The organism is Saccharicrinis fermentans DSM 9555 = JCM 21142, assembly GCF_000517085.1.
Taxonomy (GTDB): domain Bacteria; phylum Bacteroidota; class Bacteroidia; order Bacteroidales; family Marinilabiliaceae; genus Saccharicrinis; species Saccharicrinis fermentans.
This window is the reverse complement of the sequence record NZ_KI912107.1, coordinates 5010623-5034759: the sequence shown is the minus strand read 5'-3', so window position 1 is coordinate 5034759 and position 24137 is coordinate 5010623. Positions and strand designations below refer to the sequence as shown.

Genomic DNA, 24137 nt, shown 5'->3' with positions numbered 1-24137 from the left:
ATGATTAAAAATTAACTGATAGTCCAAATAGAACTTTCCCTCCAATAGGATAAATTCCTCGATCAACACCTTGACGGTTATCAGTAGCACTACCTGCTTCAGGATCTAATCCTTCATAATCAGTAAAAGTAAAATAGTCATCTAAGGAGACAAATACTCTTGCCGTGTTAAAACCTACTTTATCAATTACATTTTTAGGTAAAGTATATCCTAACTGAATTTGCTTAACACGTAAATACGAACCATCAGCCACCATTAAATCACTTCGGTAAATGTAATCACTTGTATTATTTGCTGCAGGCATGCTGGCATCGGTGTTTGTTGATGTCCAACGATCCTCAAACATAAAAGCTGGTTTGTTTGAAAAAACCCTATCAGAACGAAACCATCCCATAAAGACATCATTTCCTTGCGAACCTTGTAAAAAGAGATTAAAATCAAAACCTTTATATTGAGCATTAAATGTAGCTCCATATAAATAATCAGCATGTGGATCGCCAATGTAAGTTTGATCAGCTGCAGTTATTACCCCATCTCCATCAACATCAACCACATTAGGCTCACCAGTTGAGGCATCAATACCATCCGTTTTATAACCTTTAAAATACCAGACAGGATAATCTTCTTCAAACCATGTTAAATTATACCCCCGAAGATTATCTCCACTACGAGGTACTCCATCTTTCACTTTTGTAACTTCATTATCTTGGGTAGATAAATTAAAGTTTATACTATACTTAAAGTTATTATCATGATTACGATACCCTACTTCAAAATCAAAACCTTTATTAGTTACATCTCCTCCGTTCTCATATGGATACTCATTTCCTACTGAAAAAGGTCCTTGAGCTATTAGAATTAAATCTTTGGTTACCTTATTATAATAATCTACACCTAACGAGATTTTCCCCCCCATAGCACGTAAGTCTAAACCAACATCAATTTGCTCGGTTTTTTCCCATTGCAAATCTTTATTAATTAACTTATCAAGTTCGGCACCTGATTGATAAACGTCATCTGCATCTGGATATTGAATTCCTGAAAATGTAAAAAACTCTTTATCTTCATTTCCCGGAAGATTAGCTTTACTACCATTTTGGCCCCAACTAGCTCTAAACTTAGCATAATCTATTCCTGGGACATTAAAAAAATCTTCTTCAGACATAATCCAGCCAAGTGAAAATGCTGGAAAAACAGCTGCTCTGTTATCTTCTGGGAATACACTAGCTGCATCACGACGGATTGAAGCTTCGAACATATAACGATCTTTAAAATCATAAGATAAACGACCAAACATCGATACCATAGTTTCTTCAGTATAAGAACCATCCACATCATCAAGTTCATCAGATGTTGTATAACCCTGATATGCATACTGATTACCCTCTGCAATTAATTCACCTGAGTGCATATTGTACACTGGAGCAACATATTCTTCAGCAGAATAACCCGCCAATACAGATATATTATGTTCGTCTATATTAAAATCATAAGAGGCAAAATTCTCCCACAACCATGTATACCATTTAGATACATCATCATCAACAGCAGTGCTAGAGTTTTGGCGCTCACTAGAAAAATAATACTCCGAAGTCCAGGAATGATCTATTTCGTAAGCTAAATCAATACCAACCCTAGAAGTTATCCTTAAACCTTTAGCAGGTTTAACCGTAGCAAATGCAGTACCTAAAAATTTATCTTCTGTAATTTTATTATGATACGTTTCTAGTAAAGCTAGCGGATTTACAATTTCTCCGGTAACATAGGCAGGTAACCCAAAATAATTATCATTCTCATCCCGGAGAATTGTATGTCCATCATCTTGAAGAGATAGTACATTATTAGGAGTGCCAGTATAAGTAACAGGTGTTAATGGATCCATTAATAAAGCAGCATTAACAACACTACCATATTCATCGTCCTCTCCAATATACTTTTGGTTTGAGTGAGAATAACTAAAGTTAGTACCCACATCAAGCCAATCCTTTACTTCACTTTTTAAATTTACTCTAGAAGTAAACCTTTCATATTTAGCTTTATCATCACCAACGATACCATTTTGAGTAAAATAAGAACCAGAAACCATATAAGTAGTTTTTTCATTTCCTCCAGAAAAACTAAGGTGATGTTTCTGCATTGGAGTTGTTTCAAAAAGTTCATCCAACCAATCAGTATCTGTTCCATCAAGAGTTACAGATCCTGCTCCCGACTCATCCATCCATGTTGCATATTGCTCTGCATTCATCAATTCAGTATTACTTCGAGAGCTCTGCATTGCATACTGAAAATCATAGCTCACCTTAGAAGTTCCTAACTTGCCCATTTTCGTTGTGATTATAATCACACCATTAGATCCCTCTGTACCATAAATAGCAGCAGAAGCAGCATCCTTTAGTACCTCCATGGATTCGATATCACCAGGGTCAATATTATTAATGTCTCCTGCTTTCATTCCATCGACAATAAACAATGGATTAGAATCTCCGTTAGAATTTACTCCCCGAATTCTGATTTTAGCACCTGCGCCAGGGGATCCAGATGTCGACAAAACAGAGACACCAGCAGTTCTTCCTTGCATAGCCTGATCGGCACGAGACACTGGAATAGACTGTAAGTCCTCTCCTTTTACACTTGAAATAGAAGCTGTAGTTAAACTTTTTTTCTGAACACCGTAACCAACTACCACCACTTCATCAACATCCAGCGTTTCTTCAGCTAACTTAACATCGATGCTTGTTTGGTCTCCCACAGCTATCTCCTGACTAGTATAGCCAATAAAGCTAATAACAAGAATGTCTGTTGGGGCTGCCATCAGGCTAAAGTCGCCATCAACAGACGTAACTGTACCTGAGGTGGTTCCTTTGATAACAATATTAACACCAGGCAATGGGTCGCCTTCTAAGTTGGTAATAGATCCTGTAATTTCTTTGGTCTGTGCCATCAAACTTGTTGATACGAACAATACCAAGAGAAAAGAAATGACCGTTTTTATCCAATGCGTATTGGATATTCCTTTAGCATGTGCATACGATACACAACGCTTTTTTTGATTAGACTTTTTCATACATTTGCATCATTAAAGTGATTCAATTCCGTTATTTAAAGGTTTTGATATTGTAACCCGGAGTAAGCTGCAACTTATTTTCCGGGTTCTTTTTTCTAAGACTTACTTTTACATAGGCTTACATTTTTAATTAACTATTCATTTCCCAGCACAACCAAAACATGATGTGCACCCCCGGGCATAATGGGTATTATGTTTCCTTCAATTTCTTTTCCATCCACGGTTATGGACTTCAGTCCCTTACTCACCTTATCAGGGTTCCGAACCTCAATTTTATATACACTATTTCTAAATTTCCGCTCCACTTGATAACCTTTCCAATTCTTAGGAATACAAGGGTCAATTTTTAACCCTTCGTAATGAGGCTGAATACCCAGAATGTATTGCGTAATGGTATAATAATTCCACGCAGCCGTACCTGATAACCACGAATTTTTTGCTTCTCCCGGTTTATAAGCGTCTTTACCGGCAATCATCTGCGCATACATATAGGGCTCTGTTTTATGCAGATCACTGATCTCCTGAAGATAGGAAGGACAAATCTTTCTAAAATATTCCCAAGCTTCATCTCCCCTTCCCAGTTTTGTTTCTCCAATCATGATCCAAGGGTTATTATGACAAAAAATACCTGCATTTTCTTTGTAGCCAGGTGGGTAACTCGATATTTCGCCATATTCTATAATATATTCAGAAAAAGCTGGATTATTTAAGACGATACCATAGGGAGTATCCAGTTTCTCTTTCACACTATCCAATGCTTTCTTCACCATTCCTTCCTCCTTACCTATTTCGGCCATGGTACACCACCCATTGGATTCCACAAATATTTTTCCCTCTTCATTTTCATTACTGCCCACTTTGTTACCATAAAAATCGTAGGCTCTCAAAAACCATTCTCCATCCCAGCCATGCTGTTTAATTGCTTCTACCATATTATCCACATGAACCTGTGCACGAGCAGCTTCCTCATTTTTACCCAGTACTTTGCACAGTTCAATATAATCACGACCGTAAACAACAAACAAACCGGCAATCATTAAGGATTCGGCTTTTGACCCCTCTGTTTTATTTCCGGTAGTTTGGTAAGACTCATTAGGATCCGTTGAAAAACAGTTCAAGTTTAGGCAGTCATTCCAGTCGGCTCTTCCTATCAGAGGCAAGCCGTGTGGCCCCAAATGGTTGACCACATGATCAAAAGAAAGCGTAAGATGATTAAACAATGGCTTGGCCACCCGCATATCATTATCAAAAGGAACCTGTTCTTCGAGAATAGAAAAATCACCCGTTTCTTTAATATAAGCAGTAACCCCTAGAATCAACCACATTGGGTCATCATTAAAACCACCACCTATATCATCATTACCTCTCTTAGTCAGTGGTTGATACTGATGATAACATGCCCCATCCAAGAACTGTGTTGAAGCGATATCTATTATTCGTTGCCTTGCTCTTTCGGGTACCTGATGAACAAAACCTATCAAATCCTGATTGGAATCCCGGAAACCCATTCCACGGCCTATCCCACTCTCAAAGAAAGAAGCCGATCGTGAAAAACAAAAGGTAATCATACATTGGTATTGATTCCAAATATTGACCATACGATCTAACTTATCATCACCCGAGTTCAACACAAAGCCAGTCAACAAACTATCCCAATAAGCTTTTAATTCTCCGAAGGCCTGATCCACTTTAGCTGCAGTATCGAACTTTGCCATTGTTTCTATTGCCTTGGTCTTATTGATCACTCCTTTACGCTCCCATTTTTCATGATCTTTATTTTCAACATATCCTAAGATAAAAACAAAATCTTTAGATGCTCCAGGTTGCAACTCAACCTCCAGATAATGAGAAGCTATAGGCGACCACCCATGAGCTACAGACATAGTTGCCTGTCCATCCTCAACAGCTTGCGGCTCTTCAAAACCATTGTACAGTCCCATAAAAGATTCTCTATCGGTATCATATCCATCAATTTTATGATTTACCGAATAATAGGCATAATGATTTCTTCGCTCCTTATATTCCGTTTTATGGTAAATAGTTGAACCTTCAATTTCAACCTCCCCTGTCGACAAATTACGCTGAAAGTTCTCCATATCAGTAGCCGCATTCCATAAAGCCCACTCCATAAAAGAAAAGAGTTTTATTTTTTTTACCCCATCACTATGGTTTGTCAAAGTCACTTTCTGCACTTCAGCCCAGGTATTAAGAGGAACAAAGAACAAACATGAAGCCGATACCCCATTCTTTTCTCCTATGATGTTGGTATAGTTCATCCCGTGCCTGCACTCATACTTATCCAAAGGTGTTTTACAAGGTTTCCATCCGGGCGACCATACGGTATCCTCATCTTTTATATAGAAATATCGTCCACCACTATCCATGGGCACATTATTATAACGATATCTCGTTAAGCGCCTATACTTGGCATCCTTATAGAAACTATATCCTCCTGCCGTATTAGAAATCAAGGAAAAGAAATCCTCTGATCCCAGATAATTAATCCAAGGCCAAGGTGTTTGGGGATCGGTGATCACATATTCCTTATTTTTATCATCAAAAAATCCGTACTTCATTTTTTTTCTTGTTAAATTACCCTACTTAAATTTTCAATATAAACAACTCCCTAAATCCTTTCTTTCTCTCTTCTACTATTTAATGCTACAGTTATTTCGTCCAACTTACTTTGTGTTAATGGATAAATAGTCATCAGAACTGCCGCCAGCAATGCTACTAAAGCAGGAATCCAGCTCATCAACATTTTTATGGCAGGCACTGCTCCTTCAATAGAGCTGGCATCCAATCCATCATAATGGTATATGGATAAAATCAATCCTATAATAGCCCCTGCCAGTCCTCCTCCAAATTTCGTCACAAAGGAGCCAGCTGAATATATCAATCCGGTTGCCCTGCGTCCGTTTTTATATTCAGAATAGTCTGCTGCATCTCCCAGCATGGCAAAAAACAAAGTAGGAAAAATAGCAGAGGCAAATTCAGAAACAATTCCAATAACAAAAATGGCACTTACATCTTGGGGTCCACAAAATACAATCAAGGCATTCACACCTCCAGAAAACAACAAAGCATATATGAACAGTTTTCTTTTTCCTAATCTTTTACCCAACGGTGCAGTAACCATAGCTCCAAATATGGAGGCAATCATAAGTCCTACGAGAAAAGAAGCGGCTAGTAATTGGTTGTGCAAATAATGGGTAAAATAGATAATGACAATACCTTGCTTAATGGAATTATAAATAGTAAACAATAAACCTATTCCCAACAATACTAACCACGGCTTATTGTGTACTAAATCTTTCAAATCTTTTCCCAAGTTACTTTTTTGAGATGGGGAAGGCTGAACCCTTTCCTTTGTACTTAAAAAGGTGATCACCATAAAAATGGCCAGAAAAAAAGACAGTACATAAATAGAATAACTATAACCTTTTTTTTGGTTGATTAATCTGATCTTCTCAGGCTTCACTCCTTCTTCACCTTCCACAATAAACGTGTAGGCTGTATTAGGTTCCATGGAAAAACTTTTATAATTAGATGGATGATTGGCCGTATCCACCTCTGCACTTGCCCAAGTAAACAAAGCAATACCATCTACTGTTTTGATATTGGCATTTTCAACCGTCTCTGGTGTTGAGACAGTGACTTCATATTTACTGGGGGCCAACTCATTCACTTCGATACTCGGGTTCACGTTGCCAAAATAGGCTACTAAAAACAGCAAAGCACCCTGAACCAACATTCCTCCGGCAAAAGCGCCTACCATACGATAAGAACCAATACTCGTCCGCTCCTTATTATCACCGGTCATTACCGCCATCAAAGCACCATAGGGTATATTGTTAGCTGTATAAATGAGTGTAAACAAGATATAAGTTGTATATGCATATACAACCTTACCGGTTTCACTTAAATCTGGACTTGTAAATAATAAGGACAAGATAGCTGCCAACGGAAATGCTGTCCACAAAACCCATGGACGGAATTTTCCGTATTTGGTATTTGTTCTATCCCCCACAATCCCCATTAACACATCACTAAAACCATCACTTGACCTGGCTATTAAGAGCAACAATCCGGCTGTAGCAGGTGTAATTCCAAAAACATCGGTATAAAAGAATAACAGAAAGGTAGACACACCACGCCATGCTATGTTGGCTGCACCGTCTCCCAATGCATATCCTATTTTTTCTTTAATTGAAACTTTATGTATTAAATTATTTTTCATGCTCGTTTCATATTTGACAATGTGGGCTTACACCCAAAAATCAATGAGTTCTTTTTTAGTTTTTTCATACACATCACGACTAAACATATATAGTCTAGCTGGCTTATGCGCCACTCCTGTCTGTTTTTCATCCAGCGGAATTAAATATTTCATTCTCGAAACTTTCTTTCTAAAATTCCGCTTATCGAATTCTGTACCTAATATAATCTCGTAAACCCGTTGTAATTGTGTCAGTGTAAATTTTTCGGGCAACAGCTCAAAACCAATGGGCTCATGTTTTACCTTTTCGCGCAATGCAACAACCGCCTTCTCCAATATTTCATTATGATCAAAAGCCAATTCACCAATTTCATGATATGGAACCCATTTTACATTCCGACCTTTCCACTGCAGCGTGACATCTCGTTTTGACAGTAATGCAAAATGACCGATAGACACAATTCTTTTGTCTGGATTTCTACCATCATGAAGCAACCATTTCCTATCGTTCTCTTTTTTTAATCTATCAGGATGTGCAAATGTTTTAAACTGCTCCAGATAAATTCCTGTTAACCCCGTCAGGTCAAACAGTACCCTATTAGCCGCATCATTGATGGTCTCGTCCTCATAAATATGATTCCCGGTGAGTGTTAAGTCCGAAAACTCCTCCACGCCATTTTCATCCCTTAGTGTTCTTTCTACAACTAGAACATTCAGATTTTCAAAATCAAACCCAAATATCACACAGTCAACCGATATGTAATCATTATACTTCATGCAAAAATCATTATATCCACCTACTAATTTTATGCTTAGTGTATATTATACACTTTATTAATTTTTGGCAATATAAGTAATTAAAAAACATGTGTCAACATATTTTAACAATAAAATACATAAAAAATCAAAGCTTATTGTACTTCATACACTTTCCTTGCTTGATTCATCAAGGTTTGGAGGTGGTAGAAAACCTGTTCGATAAAGCTATTTTAGAATACATCTAAATAATAATGGCAACAATAATGATCTTATGCTGGATTATTCTTCGTAACAAAAGAAACCTCAATAGTCCTGAAATACAATAAAAGTAGTGATATACTAAAAGGAGGACCAATAGTACTTAACCATTCAATATAAAAAAATAGGATTTTAAGAATCATTTAAGGAGTGATGTCTATGAAAACCTGCACAAACAGATTAACAACCATCAACCTGATTGATACCGTGGTTTTGAAACGACCAACAGATATCGGATCAGTGCCAAAAGTTGAGTATTTAACTAGATATTATCCACTAATTAAATCATGTTGAATGCTGTTTTGCAAGTTGTAACTTCTTGTGTTTTACTTGAACTCATTTTTTAAAATTAATATTTTCGATAGGTTCTACTTGGATTTGTTTTCAAAATTGAATAACAACACCCTTAACTTCAAACCCTTCCACCTTTTACCCGAAACCTCTTAACGCGCGAACTTAACAACTCATCACTTTAATATCCCTTCTGGTGAAAACAAAGCCAGTAGCTCCGATGATACATCATGCAGAGCAAACAAAAAAAGGTATAGTTATGCATCTGCATACTTATACCTTTATATTTTTAGCCATCGCACCTAAGTGCTTACAACAATATTAACAATGAAACCAGGAGGACGACTCCTTATAATCTTCAACGGGTTGAATGGCAGATGTAAACTGATAAGAACTAACCAACATAGCTACTTCGTGTTTCAGATTTTCGATACAATTCGCAACCAAATCCTGTCTAAACCCTTTCGTCTCCATCATAAAAACATGATTAGCAGAAACAATTCGGCTCAATATTTTACCCATATCCACACTTTTTCGCTGTGGCATCTTTGGGGTAATCACAAAATCTACCAAGCTATCAAAACGCTCGGCTACCTGTTGGGTTAATTTAAATCCCTTTAAAAATGACAATAGGTTCATATTTTTTTGACGCACCATCAACTTACTCACCATCTCAAAGATCTGCGTATAGAGCATATCATTAGATCCCTCAAAAATTCTGAAAGGACGTGAATCAATAATACCACGTGCACTAACACTCTCGGCTTTATAACCGTTGGCTCCTTTAAGTTGTGTAAGTACTTGCGCTGCCATTTGCATCAGATCAGTCACATAAGCCTTCATACTATTTGCTTCGATGGCATCTGGCGACAAGTTTTTTTCCACTCCTGCATAAGCCGCACTGCGGGCACACATAGCAGAACAAACAGTAAATGCACTCTGTATTTTATTGATTTGATGCTGAACCTGATCCAATTGGATAAGTGGTTTACCGCTCACCATTCTCGATTTACAATGAGCAATGGCTTCGTCCAACATTCTACGAATAAAACCCATACCCATACCTGGGAATTGATAACGGCTGCGATGTAATAGATCCATCATCAAATTAAGGCCCGACGATTCAGGTATCAGCTTATAGCTTTGTGGTATAATAACATCAATTTTATTTTTTCCATATGGGATAGGAAAAAGTCCCAGGTTATTATAATACTCTTCTACGATGATACGTTGCTGAGACTGCTGCACATCACAAACAAAAAAATCTATATCTCTGGCCAGATCCCCATTATCCAATTTTTTCCTTGAGGTAATCAACCAATAATCAGCCATACCTGTCAGCCCTTGCCAATGCTTTGTTCCTTTAACATGATAATTAGTTCCATCCTGTTCACAGTAGGTCTGCATGCTCAATGCATCACTACCAAAATCAGGTTCTGTGATCATTAACCCGCCCATATTTTGTTGAGTCATAAATCTATTAAAGATACTCTTTCGAGCTTCCTCACTTCCATATTTACCGACAGGCTCAAGAAATAAGGCGATGTTAATTCCAAAAGTCAACGACAAAGGAAGAGACTCATAAGATGCTGCATCAAGCATAGCCAAACACTCTCTCATGATCACTCCTCTCCCTCCATATTCTTTTGGAATACCTACTGACAAAGGATTTTTTGCCATTATATCTCGTAGTACCAACGCCGGGAATCCTCTTTTTTGAATAAACTGTTCAATATTGTCTCGCTGGTAAAAAACACTCTTAAGTGTTTCTTTAAATGACTCTAAGTACTGTGAAAAAGGCAACAGTTCTGTATCCATTAGTAATTTCATTTATATTTAACTTCCTATACCTATAAAAATAGTAACATTTTATAACGCTTGCAAGTCCCCATCTCCACTGAAGAGATATACTCCATAAACACGACTATGGACTTCGCTATAACTAGCATATAATACCACCCAATAGCGTAAATGTTCATTAAACGCAACTATTTTAAACATATAGTTATAATCGTCGAAAAATATAAGTCAGTAATATTTTACAAAAGCAAGGCGGATAGATGAGGTATCATTCTGAATCCAACTTGCTTTACATTACGAATAAATTACTTCCATTTAAATATAAAGGATTGCAAAGGAGCAATATGAACTGGCATACTTGCATTTGTTTGGTTCACAACCAGCTTTGCTTTTTCCTGCAGGAACAGCTGATCAACAGCCATATATTCACCTTCTTTCAAATCCATTTGAGCAACAATACCGGCAGGTATCTTCAAATCTAAATCATACGTTTCCTGCTCACTAAAATTAGAGATAATTACCAGCTTTTCATCTTGACTCCAACGAACACAGGAATACACTTTATGATTATAGCCTTCGGTATATTTTCGATTATAGGCATGAATATCGGCATAGCTCCCCATTAAGGCACTACTCTGCGTTGTAAAATTCAATAAGCGTTGATAAAAATGACGCAACTCTTTTTCTTCTTCGGTCAATTGTCCTCCATCAAACTTACCCTCATTCATCCACCTTTGGTGATGAGGGACTCCAATATAATCGAAAATAGAAGTTCGTGACGATTTTCCAAAGCCTGCATTTTCAGCACCAGGCTCCCCCACTTCCTGACCAAAATAAAGCATCGTAGGTGAGGTACTCAGTGTAGCCGAAACCACCATGGCCGGCATTCCTTTACGAGCATCACCTGCAAATTCAGGAGAGGCAATGCGCTGCTCATCATGATTCTCTAAGAAATGGAGCATATGATGTTCTATGTCGACTAACTTATGCTGAATAGGTGCAATATAATCAGTAGAACCACCACCTTGCATGATATGCTTTAGGGTATCATACAAATCCACCTTGTCGTATAGATAGTCCATCTTTCCCTTAAAAATATAATCGCGGTATAAATCTGGTTGATAGACCTCAGCTAACAAAAAAGCATCAGGATTTTTCATTTTAACAGATGAGTTCATAAAACTCCAAAACTCAACAGGTACCATTTCGGCCATATCATACCTAAAACCATCCACCCCTTTATCCAACCAAAAAAAAGCAATATCCCTAAACTTCACCCAAGAATCTGGAACATCTTTCCCTTTCCAGAAAGCATAATGCTCCTTATAATCCAAGGTATCAAAACCTGCCGGTAACAAATCAAAATCATAACTCCCATCCGGTTTAACACCATAATTCACCTTAACAGTTTCGTACCAATCGTAATGACTTGGCTGAGCCAAACGTGAACCGTTACCTGTCCATTTTGCAGGACGCTCTGAAAATTGTCCATCCACCAAGCTATTCTTCTCTCCACCCAATGGTTCATAACCATCCATGGGAATGGGCACCTTAAAAGTTTCATGAGGGATATAGTAAAAATTATTGTTTCGGGCATACACCACACTGGTATCATCATTGGCTCCAAAATCAACAATGCCTTTAGGATTGTTCAACCCCTGGTATCGGCGTGCCACATGATTGGGAACAATATCTATGATCACTTTCATTCCATGCCGATGCGTTCTATCTACCAGTTCCTGAAACTCATCCAATCGCTTAGCAGGGTCAAGCGCCAAATCAGGATCAACCTGATAATAATCCTTCACAGCATAGGGTGAACCTGCACGCCCCTTCACTACATCCGGATCATCACAGGAAATACCATAATGACTATAATCTGTTCCTGTTGCATGGTGTGGCACTCCTGTGTACCATATATGCGTAACTCCCAACTTCTTTACTTCAGTCAAGGCCTTATCACTGAAATCATTGAACTTACCTACTCCATTTTCTTCAATTGTACCCCATGGTTTATTATGCGTATTCGTATTCCCAAACAAGCGTGTAAACACCTGATACACCACTACTTTTCTTTGCTTTGAAACTGTTTGAACTTGACTTTGCCGAGGGTTTGAACAAGCTAGCACCCATGTCGATATAACAACTAAATAAAGGTAGTTTTTCATATATTTTTATTTTAATTTTTATTTATCACATCCATCAATTGCTACATTAAACCATAAAGAAGTCAACCTCATTGTATGCGCAGTGCCATAGAATCAAGATCCATGGTAAAATCCAATTGTAATAACTGTTTTTCCTTGTCCCATGAAAAATCATGCTTCTCCTTATTAATAATTACTCGTTGCGGTTCTTTCTTCAGTTGATGAACCAACAACGAAAAATCTCTACGCTCAGGCTTCCCTTTGTAATCAAAGGCTTCCCTCCTAATATCAATACGTAAGCCATCGTCCTCCTTAGATGCATTAAAATACAATTTCTCATACAGCTTATTTTTCCAGCTACCACTGGTTCTACCATCATCCTCATACATAAAATCATGTGACTGTTTTACGCTGGAATCATCATAATAATGCAATAAGAGCTTTTGGGTATTATATGCTTCCATATTGCTAAAAACAGGAACCATCGGTACAAAAGATCCTCCTTTTACAAAAACTGGAATATTATTGATATCAACCTTTATAGATTTAATCTGTCCCCCCTCTACTTTTTCATCTGTAAAAAAATTATACCAATTACTTCCCTGAGGGAATTGTACGCTCCACTCTTTAACTTCTTTTTCAGTCACTGGAGCCACCAATAAATTATCACCCCATAAGTAAGTATTTTTCTCCTTTAACAAAGCGCTATCATCATCCATATAGATTAAAGGGCGCATTAAAGGAGTTCCTTTTGTGCTGTTCACATAAGCCATCGTATATAAATATGGTGTCAGTGCATAACGCAATTTAATGTACCTACGAGTAATATCCTGGGTACGTTTATCCCAAAAAACAGGTTCAGGAGGCACATCTTCCTGCGCATGCGTACGATATACAGGTTGAAAAACACCATACTGCAACCAACGCGTATATAATTCGGCATCTTTATAATCACCCGCAAAACCACCCAAGTCAGAATGCATATAAGCCAGCCCCTGCATTCCCATTTGTAAAGAAATCTCGACCTGCGACTGTAAGCCTTCCCATGACCTGCTAACATCACCGGACCATGGTATCATTCCGTAACGCTGCGATCCCGCAAATCCCGATCGCATCAATATCACTGGACGCGTGTTGGAGAAATCACGCTGATAGCCTTCATAAACCGTTTTAGCCCACTCATGTCCATAAACATTATGCAATAAATTTGCTGGTCCATTAACGTGTTGAAGCGCATCCGGATGTACCTCCGGCTCCCCCAAATCACCCCACCATCCGTCCACTCCACTTAAGGTATGCTTTTTGTAAACACTCCAAAACCAATCTTTTGTCGCTGGTTTAAAAATATCTAAGAGAGCAGTAGTGCCAAAGTAAAAATCATAAATATATGGTTGCCCCAGAGAGTCAGTCCCCAATAGATTCTGGACAGCACATTCTTTAAATTTAGCACTCTTCTCAAGAACAAAAGGTTCGGTAATCAAGATGGTCTTAACCCCTTTATTATGCAAACGCTGCATCATTTGCTCAGGCATTGGAAAAGCATTTTTATCCCATTCCAGGTTACCCATATGACCTTTCAAATCGGGACCAAACCAATATAAATCCAAAACTATACCATCCAACGGAAAATCATGTTTCTGATATAAATCCACCACGTCTTCCACTTGTTTCTGAGAACGATATCCCATTCGAGAACTAATATTACCTAAGGCCCAACGAGGAGGCATTGGCTGCTTTCCTGTTATGCAAATATAATTCTCAGTCAAAGTCTGCCAGCTGTCAGAAGCTGTCACCACGTAGCTCAACCTTCCACCTACCGATTCAAACTGTAAGATGTCGTGTTCTGTTTTACCCAAGTCCATATAACCATCCGTCGTATTATCAAATAGTAACATATATTTATGCGAAGACATAACAATGGGCATTGAATAATACATCAGTTCGGCTTTGGTACCATAGCCATAACTGGCCTGATTATATAGGCGAAGGCGATTACCACGGCGATCCATGCCCAACACACGTTCACCACCCCCCATCAGCTTCTCATCATCCTCGAGCCTCATTCTAAAGCCCTTCACTGAATCATTCATCACGAGCCCTTGTTCTTCAGCAAAAAGAAGTCTTCCATCGCGGTAATAGGAAATATGCAATGGGCTTTTTTGAATTTTAACAGTAATACTTCCTGTACCATAACTGACAATATCCTCGTCGTTATGAAAAAAGGTAGAAATATGCGCTTTTTTATCATGCACAAGAGCATAAGACGGCGGATTTATATGTCCGTCTATCAAATATTCCACTTCAATAGCATGATTAGATAAAGGCCTAAAACAAATTCCAAATTCATTCGTCTGAAGATAAAGGCAAGAATCACGTTGTTCCACTTCGGTAACATACCTCTCTTCTTGATGACAATGGCAGCCGGCTAGGACTAATATGGAAACAATGAAGGTTCCCCAGAAGAATTTTTGTTGCATATTTTGATCTTTTTTATGATGGGGTGCAAGATCGAAAGATTTATTGAATCCTAAAAAAAATATAAATACACAATATCATATAACACTGATTACATGATAGATACACATCAATACTACAAGATTAATATAGATACACAAAAATAAATAATCGGTCATAATACAGGTGTAACAGTCATACCTATGAAACCAGTGCCAGAAGTTGGGGATAAAGTTGTTTATAGCAGTCTTGCAAATATTTTTGCCATTCTGAACAAGAAGAACTTTACATCAAAAACACCTCTGAATTACCTTCTGAAATCCTTTACTATTGCATTCCAGATGATGTATTAGAACTTCATCATGAGCGTTGAAATGGCAATAAAAGAAGACTTTTCTGAGACGGGACATAGTACCTACCATGGTGAGTTGAAGAAAAGTAACGTCGTGACTTCTTTTGAAGCCATTTAAAGGCGTAATAGATTTTCTAATGCATTTTCCGGGTTACAGCTCTCGCCACCGCCGTCCACGGCTATTGTCCTGGCCAACCCAGCGGTCGTTTTATTGATAGTTTAGTTTCTAAATGGAAGATATCTATTAATAGAGAGGTCTGAATATGGATTTATATAACTGAAAACTTCTATGTTCTACTTGGATTTATATTTTAAACCTAGATTTCCAATATCTCAAAAACACAACTCACAACTCATCAACTTAAACAACTACGACAACTCACAATCTTATAAGCTCTCGCCAACTTCATAACCCTACTGGTAAAAATAAAGCCAGTAGCACCGATGATAATTCTTCTTGCACAATATATTTTATCCGTTTCTATGTAACAGCTAAATACTTTTTTAACATACCCAACTTTAGTGCGTGATCCGACCTATGCAAACGAAAATAAAAAACTCCGAGCACGACATATTATCGTACACGGAGTTCTTTTCAAAGGGCAGACCAGCTAAGCCTACCCTATTTGCATTATTAAACCTTATTTAAGATTATTTCTATCTATTAATAATCAACGATTTAGACAATAAATTTATTCATCGCCTGCTAATCCAGTATAACGATATCCCGCAACTCTATATGAATCAAAACCGTAGGTAGCAGGATTAGTATCATCATCAAATTCAACAAAAAAAGAAATACTGTCAGCCGGCATTCCAGAAGGAGTAGTAGCTTGATTAGGTAGTATTACACCCAAAATACTGACCTTACTATCGTAAGCCACATTTTGTCCATCAACAACAGTAAACAACATTTCTTCATCATCTAATATATCGACTTTAACCTTAAAATCCCAGAAATTTCCATTATCGCTAATCCACATTTCATTGGAAACATTGTCAGCAGTATTGTAAGTATCTAAATGGAAAGACCCAAGGTTATAAAGATCTTCATCCTCATAGACAACTTCTCCATCAGCATCAATCGCTACAGCTGTAACATACCATTCTCCAGCCATAGATTCTGTAGCCGTTCCTCCAATATCTTCTTTATCACAGGAAACAACCAAAAAGGAGCTAACCAGAAATAATATATATATATAAATATTTTTCATAATTTAATCTGCTTTACATTAATCAAAAATAATATTAAACTCAAGAATGCCAGCATAATCAATCGTCCAAGCTATGTTACCTGTAGATGGATCATAGAAGCCATTTCTCATACCATCTGCACTGTCACCCCAAGATGGCACAGAACTACTAATTAAAGAAATCGTATTATCCTCATTTAATTTAAAATATCCATTCATTGCATAACCCGATCCATAACCAGCTCTTTGATCATAATAGCCACCTAATAAATCAGAACAATAGAAAACGCCTGGTTCTGTCTGTAAAAACAGAACTTCATAACCCGCAAAATCAGTTCTTGCATCGTCAGAATCATGATTAATACGATGCGTATCAGTTAGTACAGAGTGCATACTTGTAGAAATAACGGAAGGTGTAGTATCTGCTACATAAACAGTTCTGCTCTTACTAACTGGATAACCATCTGAATTAGTAATCTCGTATGTTACTAAATAAACACCAGGAACATTTACATCAACATTAGAAGTTACGATAACCTCATCTGAAACATCTTCACCAGATAAGAAAGAAGTATATCCAGGATCCTCGAAATCAACTCCCTTTTCTATAATTACAGAAGACTCTCCAATCAAATCAAGTGTAGGGTAAACAGTTAAACCGGTCTCCCCACCTGTCGAATCATCATCACAACTTAAACTAATTAAAGAAATAAGCGTAATTATAAATATTTTTAATATTAATTTATCTTTCATATTTCGTAAATTTTAACCATTTAAAATCTATTCGGCCCAAAATACGGGGCTATCATCACCTTTGTATTCGGGGGTATTACTATTCCTACTAGAAGAGCTTTCTGCATAAGGAAACCGTTGAAGAATTTCATTATCGCCTAAACTTGTATTCATTTTTATTGGCGTATATAATGAGCCTGGAACATAAAGATCTTGCTGGAAAACATCGCTGCCTTCATCATAAATTGCATCACCGGTTACTGTACCAAATGCTGGGTAATTTAATCGACGCATCTCGCACCACGCTTCAAAGTTATTTGTTCCTCCCAACGCAATCCATTTTTGAATTCCAATCAACTCTTTATAGTTAGCTTGGTCATATGGATACGTGTCTGAATAAATATTTTCAGCCATTCCGCTCACTCCTGCAGATTCAAAGGAAGCCTTTATAGCATTTTCATAGTGCATTTTGGCATTCGCTTCAGTTCCAAAACGTGCATGATATTCTGCTAAGAAGAACTCTATTTCCGAAACAGAAATTAAGTAAACGGGCATATCATAAGTAAATACAGGACGGCAGAAATAATCAGATTTATACTGTGTAGATGTGCCAAAATTAGTTCCAGAAACACCTCCTTTATATTCTCCCTTGTCACTTTTTTCAAAAAATTGACTCAAACGTCCGTCATTACTATCAATCATAGTTTGCATAAGTGCAATATTTCCTATAACATTAATTTGAGTTGATCCGAAATAATTGGCATACTCTTCTTGGTAAAACGGGCTAGCCTTACCTGTTTCATCTGTCCAACAATCATCATAAGACACATCACTTGTTGGGAAATCATCCTCAGCAATTAGAGCAGCTAACTCACTACTAACGTCTGAAGTACTACTCATCCTCATCAACAATTTAAGTTTTAGCGCCTTTGCAAATGAGATCCATTCTTTAGCAGTTGTTGTACCAAAAAGAAAATTAGTTGCCACAGCATCTGTAGGGCTAACTAATGACAAAGCATTATCCAATTCTGCAAGTATCGCTTTATAAACATCAATGCCCTCATCGTAATTTGGAGAGAGATTAGTAATATCCAAAGCTTCTGTATAAGGAACTTCACCATAACAATCTACCAACACCTGATAGGTAAAAACTCTCAAAGTAGTTGCAGCAAGATAAGTACCCCATTCCTCATTTTCCTCAGACAATTTTAGAATAGTTTTTATATTATTAAGCACACGTGCAGTCAACTGAGTATAAGTCCCACTTGACCTTGTCGCAGACATTTTAAACTCAGAATAGTCAAGATAATTACTTGTCCCAAAGTTATGTGCATAATGTTGTGCATAATACCCACCTACAATACGAAGAAAGTTACCATAACTGGATGCCAAGTTCATTTCAACACCCGGCAATACCATATCAGAAGTAATATTCTCTTCAGTCGGAGAGTTAGGATCCTGATTAATATCAAGATAATCATCACAGGCTGTGATACCTAATGTAAAAATTAATAAGAATATAATATTTTTCATGTGTCCTAAATTTAATAAGTTATTTTTAGGTTAAAGCCATAGATACGGTTTGCGGGATTCACGTATAATTCACCGAACTGTCCTTCTAAATCCGTCCCTGTTGTGCTACTTTCAGGATCAACGTAATAATTGTCATCAGCAGTCCAAATGAAAGCATTATTACAAAAAGCAGAGACTGAAACATCACTCAAAGGAGTTGACATCAACCATTTCTTAGGAACATTATAAGATAGTGTAATGTTTCTAATTTTCGCATATGTTCTATCCACTAAATAGGCCTCGCCTCCATTTCCATAACCAAATTTATTATAGTAATCTTGAATACTACTATCGCTTAGCTTAAGAACTTCCGTATTTTCACTATATGACATTGTTCCATCCCCATTATCGGTAGCTTGAACCGAATTAGGTATGATAAATGGATTCCTATTGTTGTATGTTGTAGCTATCCCGTTCCCAGTAAACTGCATCAAATTTTTAGTACGTGAAAACATAGTACCTCCATAACGAACATCCAATGCTGCACTCAAAGAAAATCCATAGGCTGATAATGTTGTATTAACACCTCCAGTCCAATCATGGTTCATATCGCGTCCAGTATCTTCAACATCCTCACCTAAAACTGGCTGACCATGACTATCTACGATAGGACTACCAAAAAATTCACTTTCATCATCAGTAACATATTGAGGCAAGTATGTATAGTACTGTCCCATTGGTTTACCTTCCTCTGCATACATATAAACTGCATCATCTCCTGCAGCAAATCGATATATTTGCACTTTACCTCCTTCTACGCTTTCAGGTAAACTAAGTACCTTGTTTTTATTAACTGAAAAGTTAACATCAACATCCCATCTAAAATTATTAGTCCTAATAGGTGTAGTACTCAACAATAATTCGAAACCTTTATTTTCTACCTCTCCAAAGTTTAAAACATTATATGAATATCCAGTTGATGGATCAACTGGCAACTCAAAAATTTGCTTATCAGTTTTTCTATTGTAATAAGATGCATCTAGACCAAGACGACCATTTAAGAATTGTAAATTCATTCCGATTTCGGATTCGGTAGTCATTTCAGGACTTAAAGTAGCACTCCCTGCAATCGTTGATGCAATAAATGAGTTACTACTATTCATAGGAAATGAAGCAATATTAGAACCATAATATCCATGAGCATATCCTTGTACATAACGAGTACCCGTTTGATACACATCTGCATCATTTCCCGTTTTACCATATGCCAATCTAATTTTCCCGAAAGACAGGACATTATTTCTAGGCAATAATTCTGTGAATAACCAACTTAGTGTTGTTCCATAATAGAAATAACTATTATCATCAATCGGTAAGGTAGATGACCAATCATTACGGGCACTTAAATTAAGGAATAACATTTCATTGTAACCAAATGTAGCATCCCCAAATAATCCTATTACACGTTTTTTTTGTTGAGCTTCCCCCAATGTTGATTTAGTAGAACCATTACTTAAATCCCAAAAACCTGTATCGAAAGTCAAAACATCTGTTTGCCCAATTAAAGCTGTGGCACTCGTTTCATTTATATTAACACCTCCAATAGCTGCAAATGATATATTATTAAATTTAGTATCATAATTAGCTAAAAAGTCATGATTCAACTCATAAGAACGACGATACCTCGCATACACATTACCATCTTGGTTCATATTCACTGGCGAATAACCATAATCTTCATTGATCAACTCATCGTCAACAGCAATTTGAGGCGTTCCAATTTTCAAATCATAATCACTATAATCAAAACCAAACCTATAAGTAAGTGTCAAATCTTTTATTGGATTAATATCCAACTGCAACTTACCATATATCTGTTTAGAATCAAGATGGTTATAATTATTCTCTAACGACCAATATGGATTCGTAACACCATAAGGCGTAAAATAAGCCTGAGGCTGATTAAAAGGACTAGAAGTATCCTCCATATCTACAATTGAAATATCACGTGGCATTTCATAAAGACCATCAATAACTGATGTTCCTTGATAGCTACTCACTAAATCTGTTTCAGAACGAGCAAAATTCACTGAAGATGAAATCTTCAACCATTCTGTCGCTTTATAATTAGTACGATAGGCAATCGTATTCCGTTTATATGAGTCAGCATCTGAAGGCATAATACCATCATCGTTTGAATACGCATAAGATAGGTAGTAATCCATCTTTTCATCTTCAGAGATCCCACTAATAGACAAACTGTGACTTTGGGAAACTCCTATTTCAAAGAAATCTTTCACATTATCATTCTTTGCTGAATAAGTATGAATTAATTGTTCATTATTGTAGATAGGTCCGTAAACCTGAGTGGATCCATCCAAAGCTGGTCCCCAAGAACCATTTTCTATATAGGTCTGCTTGCCATTCCATCCTTGTCCAAAGTCATTTTGAAAATCAGGTAATAATGACACTTCACGAAACTGAAGACCTCCATTATAAGTAACCGTAAAGTTCTTTTCCTTACCTTTCTTACCCGTTTTGGTTGTAATAATAATCACTCCATTAGAAGCGCGACTACCATACAAGGCTGTTGCAGCTGCACCTTTAAGAACGGTCATAGATTCAATATCATCAGCAGACACATTAGACAATCCACTCGTGCTAACAGCTTGACCTGATTTATCTAATTCATTCAAGTTTAGAGTACTACTTTGTAAAGGTATACCATCCACAACATACAATGGCTGATTACTTCCATTAATCGAACTAAAGCCCCTAATAACAACAGATGAAGCAGCACCTGGATCTGAAGAATTAGTCTGTACTTGAACTCCTGCTACTTTTCCAGACAAGGAACTCGAAACATTCGTATTACGAGCCTTAATTAATTCTTCATTATTAACAGTCGTTGCAGCATATCCCAAGGTTTTTTCACTTCTCTTAATCCCCATAGCCGTAACCACTACCTCATCGATATCTTCTGAATCAGACTCCATGGTTACATTAATAGTAGACTGGCCGGTTAATGCAACTTCCTGCGTTGCCATTCCAACAAAAGTAAAAACGATGCTCGCTGCATCTTCTGGTACATTTAACTGATAAGTACCATCCGGACGGGAAATAGTCCCGATTGTTGTGCCCTTCACTACAATAGATACTCCAGGAATTGCTTCGCCAAAATTGTCGACAACTTTTCCTGCAATAGCTTTTGTTTGGGCTGTCAAAGTCTGTGATCCTACAAAAAGAATCAACGACAGAAATAATGCTAATTTCCGCATAAAACAAAAGGTTTAAATTAATAATTGTGTATTTATTAAAAGACAATGCTATTTAGAACTACAGCATACAAAAAAAACTGTACGCGACATTTCTCAACCAGACACAGCGATTGTGTCAGATAACTCTTCAAGGAGCATTTGAATATCTCCTAAGTAGTAAATTGTTTTGAGATTATTTTTTCGACTTCCATACGACTAAAGGTTTTTGTAATTAGTATTTTCATTATGTGAGTTAAATTATTTACGAAAGTGGGGGAACACTTATAATTCGTAAATATATTGGCAAATATATAATTAATTTTGATACCATGTAACAATTTAGCAAATGGAATATACAAGTTGTTTCAATTCGTTATTAAAATTAGCCTTTTTATCACTATCCATCGCACACATCCAATTTCACTATTTTCGAACAAACAACACTATTATTTCAAGGGTCAAAGCTAAAACATTTATATTATTTTTCCAAATACCCCTACTTATAACACCTGTTAAAAAAATATTCATTTTTAATAAGTGAAAAAACACATTTTAGGGGGGTATAGATTTAAATAAACGTTTTTTTTAAACTTTTTACGCCATATATCATACTTTGACAAAACTCATACAAAATTAAAATAAAATTTCACATATGCAAATTTTTATTTCTTTTTGTTAATTTTTGTAAATTAATGCAAGCGCTAAAAAAAAGCAAAACACCTTCTCCCCCTTAACAGTATACAAAACAATAGGTAGCGCACCCTCGTTGAAACTCATCCAAGTAATTAACGAAAAAAAAGGCTGTCCGGAAAAGGACAGCCTTAAAAAATAAAATACTGATATATCTTTTACAATAGAAAACTTAACATGATACCAGCCGCAACTGCAGAACCAATCACCCCCGAAACGTTGGGAGCCATGGCATGCATTAACAGATGGTTATTAGGATCGGTCTTTAAACCCTCATGCTGAACCACACGAGCCGAATCCGGCACTGCAGAAACTCCAGCGGCACCGATCAAAGGATTTATTTTATTATCCTTTCTGAGGAATAAATTAAGCAATCTGGCAAACAACAAACCACCAGCAGTAGCAACCATAAACGACAAGGCACCTAATGCAAATATCTTCAAAGAATCGGTTGTTAAAAAATAATCCGCTTGCGTAGATGCCCCTACGGTTAAGCCCAACAATATGGTAACAATATTAATCATAGAATTACGGGCTGTATCAGCCAACCGCTCAGTCACTCCCGATTCCTTCAATAAATTACCAAAAAAGAGCATACCTAGGAGAGGTAACGCAGAAGGCGATATAAAAGTCGTAAGCAACAATCCTATCAGAGGAAATAACACTTTTTCTGTTTTAGAAACTGCTCGGGGAGGTTTCATCTTTATGGCTCGTTCTTTTTTAGGAACGATTAAGCGCATAATAGGAGGCTGTATTACAGGCACCAGTGCCATATAGGAATAGGCGGCAATTGCAATAGCCCCCATTAAACTTGGAGCTAATTTGGACGAAAGAAAGATAGCCGTAGGACCATCTGCACCTCCAATAATACCAATAGCACCAGCCTCTTGAGGCGTAAAACCAAGTGCGGATGCTCCTAAGAATGTCGCAAAAATACCAATTTGTGCAGCTGCACCTAAAATCATTAATTTTGGATTAGAAATAAGCGAAGAAAAATCTGTCATGGCCCCAATTCCCAAAAATATCAGTGGCGGATACACACCTTGCTTAACCCCAAAGTAGAGGTAGCTCAACACTGAGCCCTCTTCATACAAACCAATTTTATACCCCTCTACAAAAGGTATATTTCCAAGTAATATACCTGTTCCAATAGGAATCAGCAATAGTGGTTCATAATTATACTTAATACCCAAAAAAATAAAGAACAGACCCACAGCGATCATAACCAAATGCCCTAACTGAACATTGGCAAAACCAGTAAATTCCCACAATTTACGCAGACCATTTAACGCACCACTATCTGCACCCTCAGGTACATTACCAATGGCTGCCATAACATCAGATCCAAATATCATTTGAATTCCAAAAACCACAGCCAATACTATAAATAGAATAACTAGCTTCCTCAT

The 24137-nt window shown here is 37.1% G+C and carries 12 protein-coding genes; all 12 read right to left on the bottom strand.

Annotated elements, in window-relative coordinates:
• Positions 1–4: 4 nt before the first annotated feature.
• The 12 genes from CYTFE_RS0120755 to CYTFE_RS0120700 all read right to left on the bottom strand — a co-directional run bounded on the left by CYTFE_RS0120755 (position 5) and on the right by CYTFE_RS0120700 (position 24137).
• Entirely contained in the window at positions 5–3064 is a 3060-nt protein-coding gene (locus CYTFE_RS0120755) for a SusC/RagA family TonB-linked outer membrane protein (RefSeq protein WP_027473396.1), read from the bottom strand.
• A 134-nt stretch (positions 3065–3198) separates the two neighbouring features.
• Positions 3199–5640 (bottom strand): GH36-type glycosyl hydrolase domain-containing protein, encoded by a 2442-nt coding sequence (locus CYTFE_RS0120750; RefSeq protein ID WP_027473395.1) that lies wholly within the window; start codon positions 5638–5640, stop codon positions 3199–3201.
• A gap of 50 nt (positions 5641–5690) precedes the next feature.
• Positions 5691–7304, bottom strand: coding sequence for an MFS transporter (locus CYTFE_RS0120745; protein ID WP_027473394.1), 1614 nt, complete (start codon positions 7302–7304; stop codon positions 5691–5693).
• A gap of 27 nt (positions 7305–7331) precedes the next feature.
• Positions 7332–8060 carry an NUDIX hydrolase gene (locus CYTFE_RS0120740; RefSeq protein ID WP_027473393.1) on the bottom strand — a complete coding sequence of 243 codons (729 nt, stop codon included), beginning with the start codon at positions 8058–8060 and terminating at the stop codon, positions 7332–7334.
• Positions 8061–8912: 852 nt separating this feature from the next.
• A complete protein-coding gene (locus tag CYTFE_RS0120735; protein ID WP_152541842.1) occupies positions 8913–10409 on the bottom strand; it encodes an acyl-CoA dehydrogenase family protein in 1497 nt (498 codons plus the stop codon).
• A 287-nt stretch (positions 10410–10696) separates the two neighbouring features.
• Positions 10697–12559 (bottom strand): alpha-amylase family protein, encoded by a 1863-nt coding sequence (locus tag CYTFE_RS0120730; RefSeq protein ID WP_027473391.1) that lies wholly within the window; start codon positions 12557–12559, stop codon positions 10697–10699.
• A 68-nt stretch (positions 12560–12627) separates the two neighbouring features.
• Positions 12628–15015, bottom strand: coding sequence for a glycoside hydrolase family 31 protein (locus CYTFE_RS0120725; RefSeq protein WP_027473390.1), 2388 nt, complete (start codon positions 15013–15015; stop codon positions 12628–12630).
• 1021 nt (positions 15016–16036) lie between these two features.
• Positions 16037–16558 (bottom strand): lipid-binding protein, encoded by a 522-nt coding sequence (locus CYTFE_RS0120720; protein ID WP_027473389.1) that lies wholly within the window; start codon positions 16556–16558, stop codon positions 16037–16039.
• An 18-nt stretch (positions 16559–16576) separates the two neighbouring features.
• The gene (locus CYTFE_RS0120715) at positions 16577–17290 is read right to left on the bottom strand and encodes a BT_2262 family domain-containing protein (protein ID WP_027473388.1); all 714 of its coding nucleotides are present in this window, start codon (positions 17288–17290) and stop codon (positions 16577–16579) included.
• 27 nt (positions 17291–17317) lie between these two features.
• Complete coding sequence (locus tag CYTFE_RS0120710; protein WP_027473387.1) at positions 17318–18802, bottom strand: SusD/RagB family nutrient-binding outer membrane lipoprotein; 1485 nt, start codon at positions 18800–18802, stop codon at positions 17318–17320.
• Between the two features lie 11 nt (positions 18803–18813).
• Entirely contained in the window at positions 18814–22059 is a 3246-nt protein-coding gene (locus tag CYTFE_RS0120705) for a SusC/RagA family TonB-linked outer membrane protein (protein WP_044262964.1), read from the bottom strand.
• 827 nt (positions 22060–22886) lie between these two features.
• Positions 22887–24137 carry a sodium ion-translocating decarboxylase subunit beta gene (locus tag CYTFE_RS0120700; RefSeq protein ID WP_044214046.1) on the bottom strand — a complete coding sequence of 417 codons (1251 nt, stop codon included), beginning with the start codon at positions 24135–24137 and terminating at the stop codon, positions 22887–22889.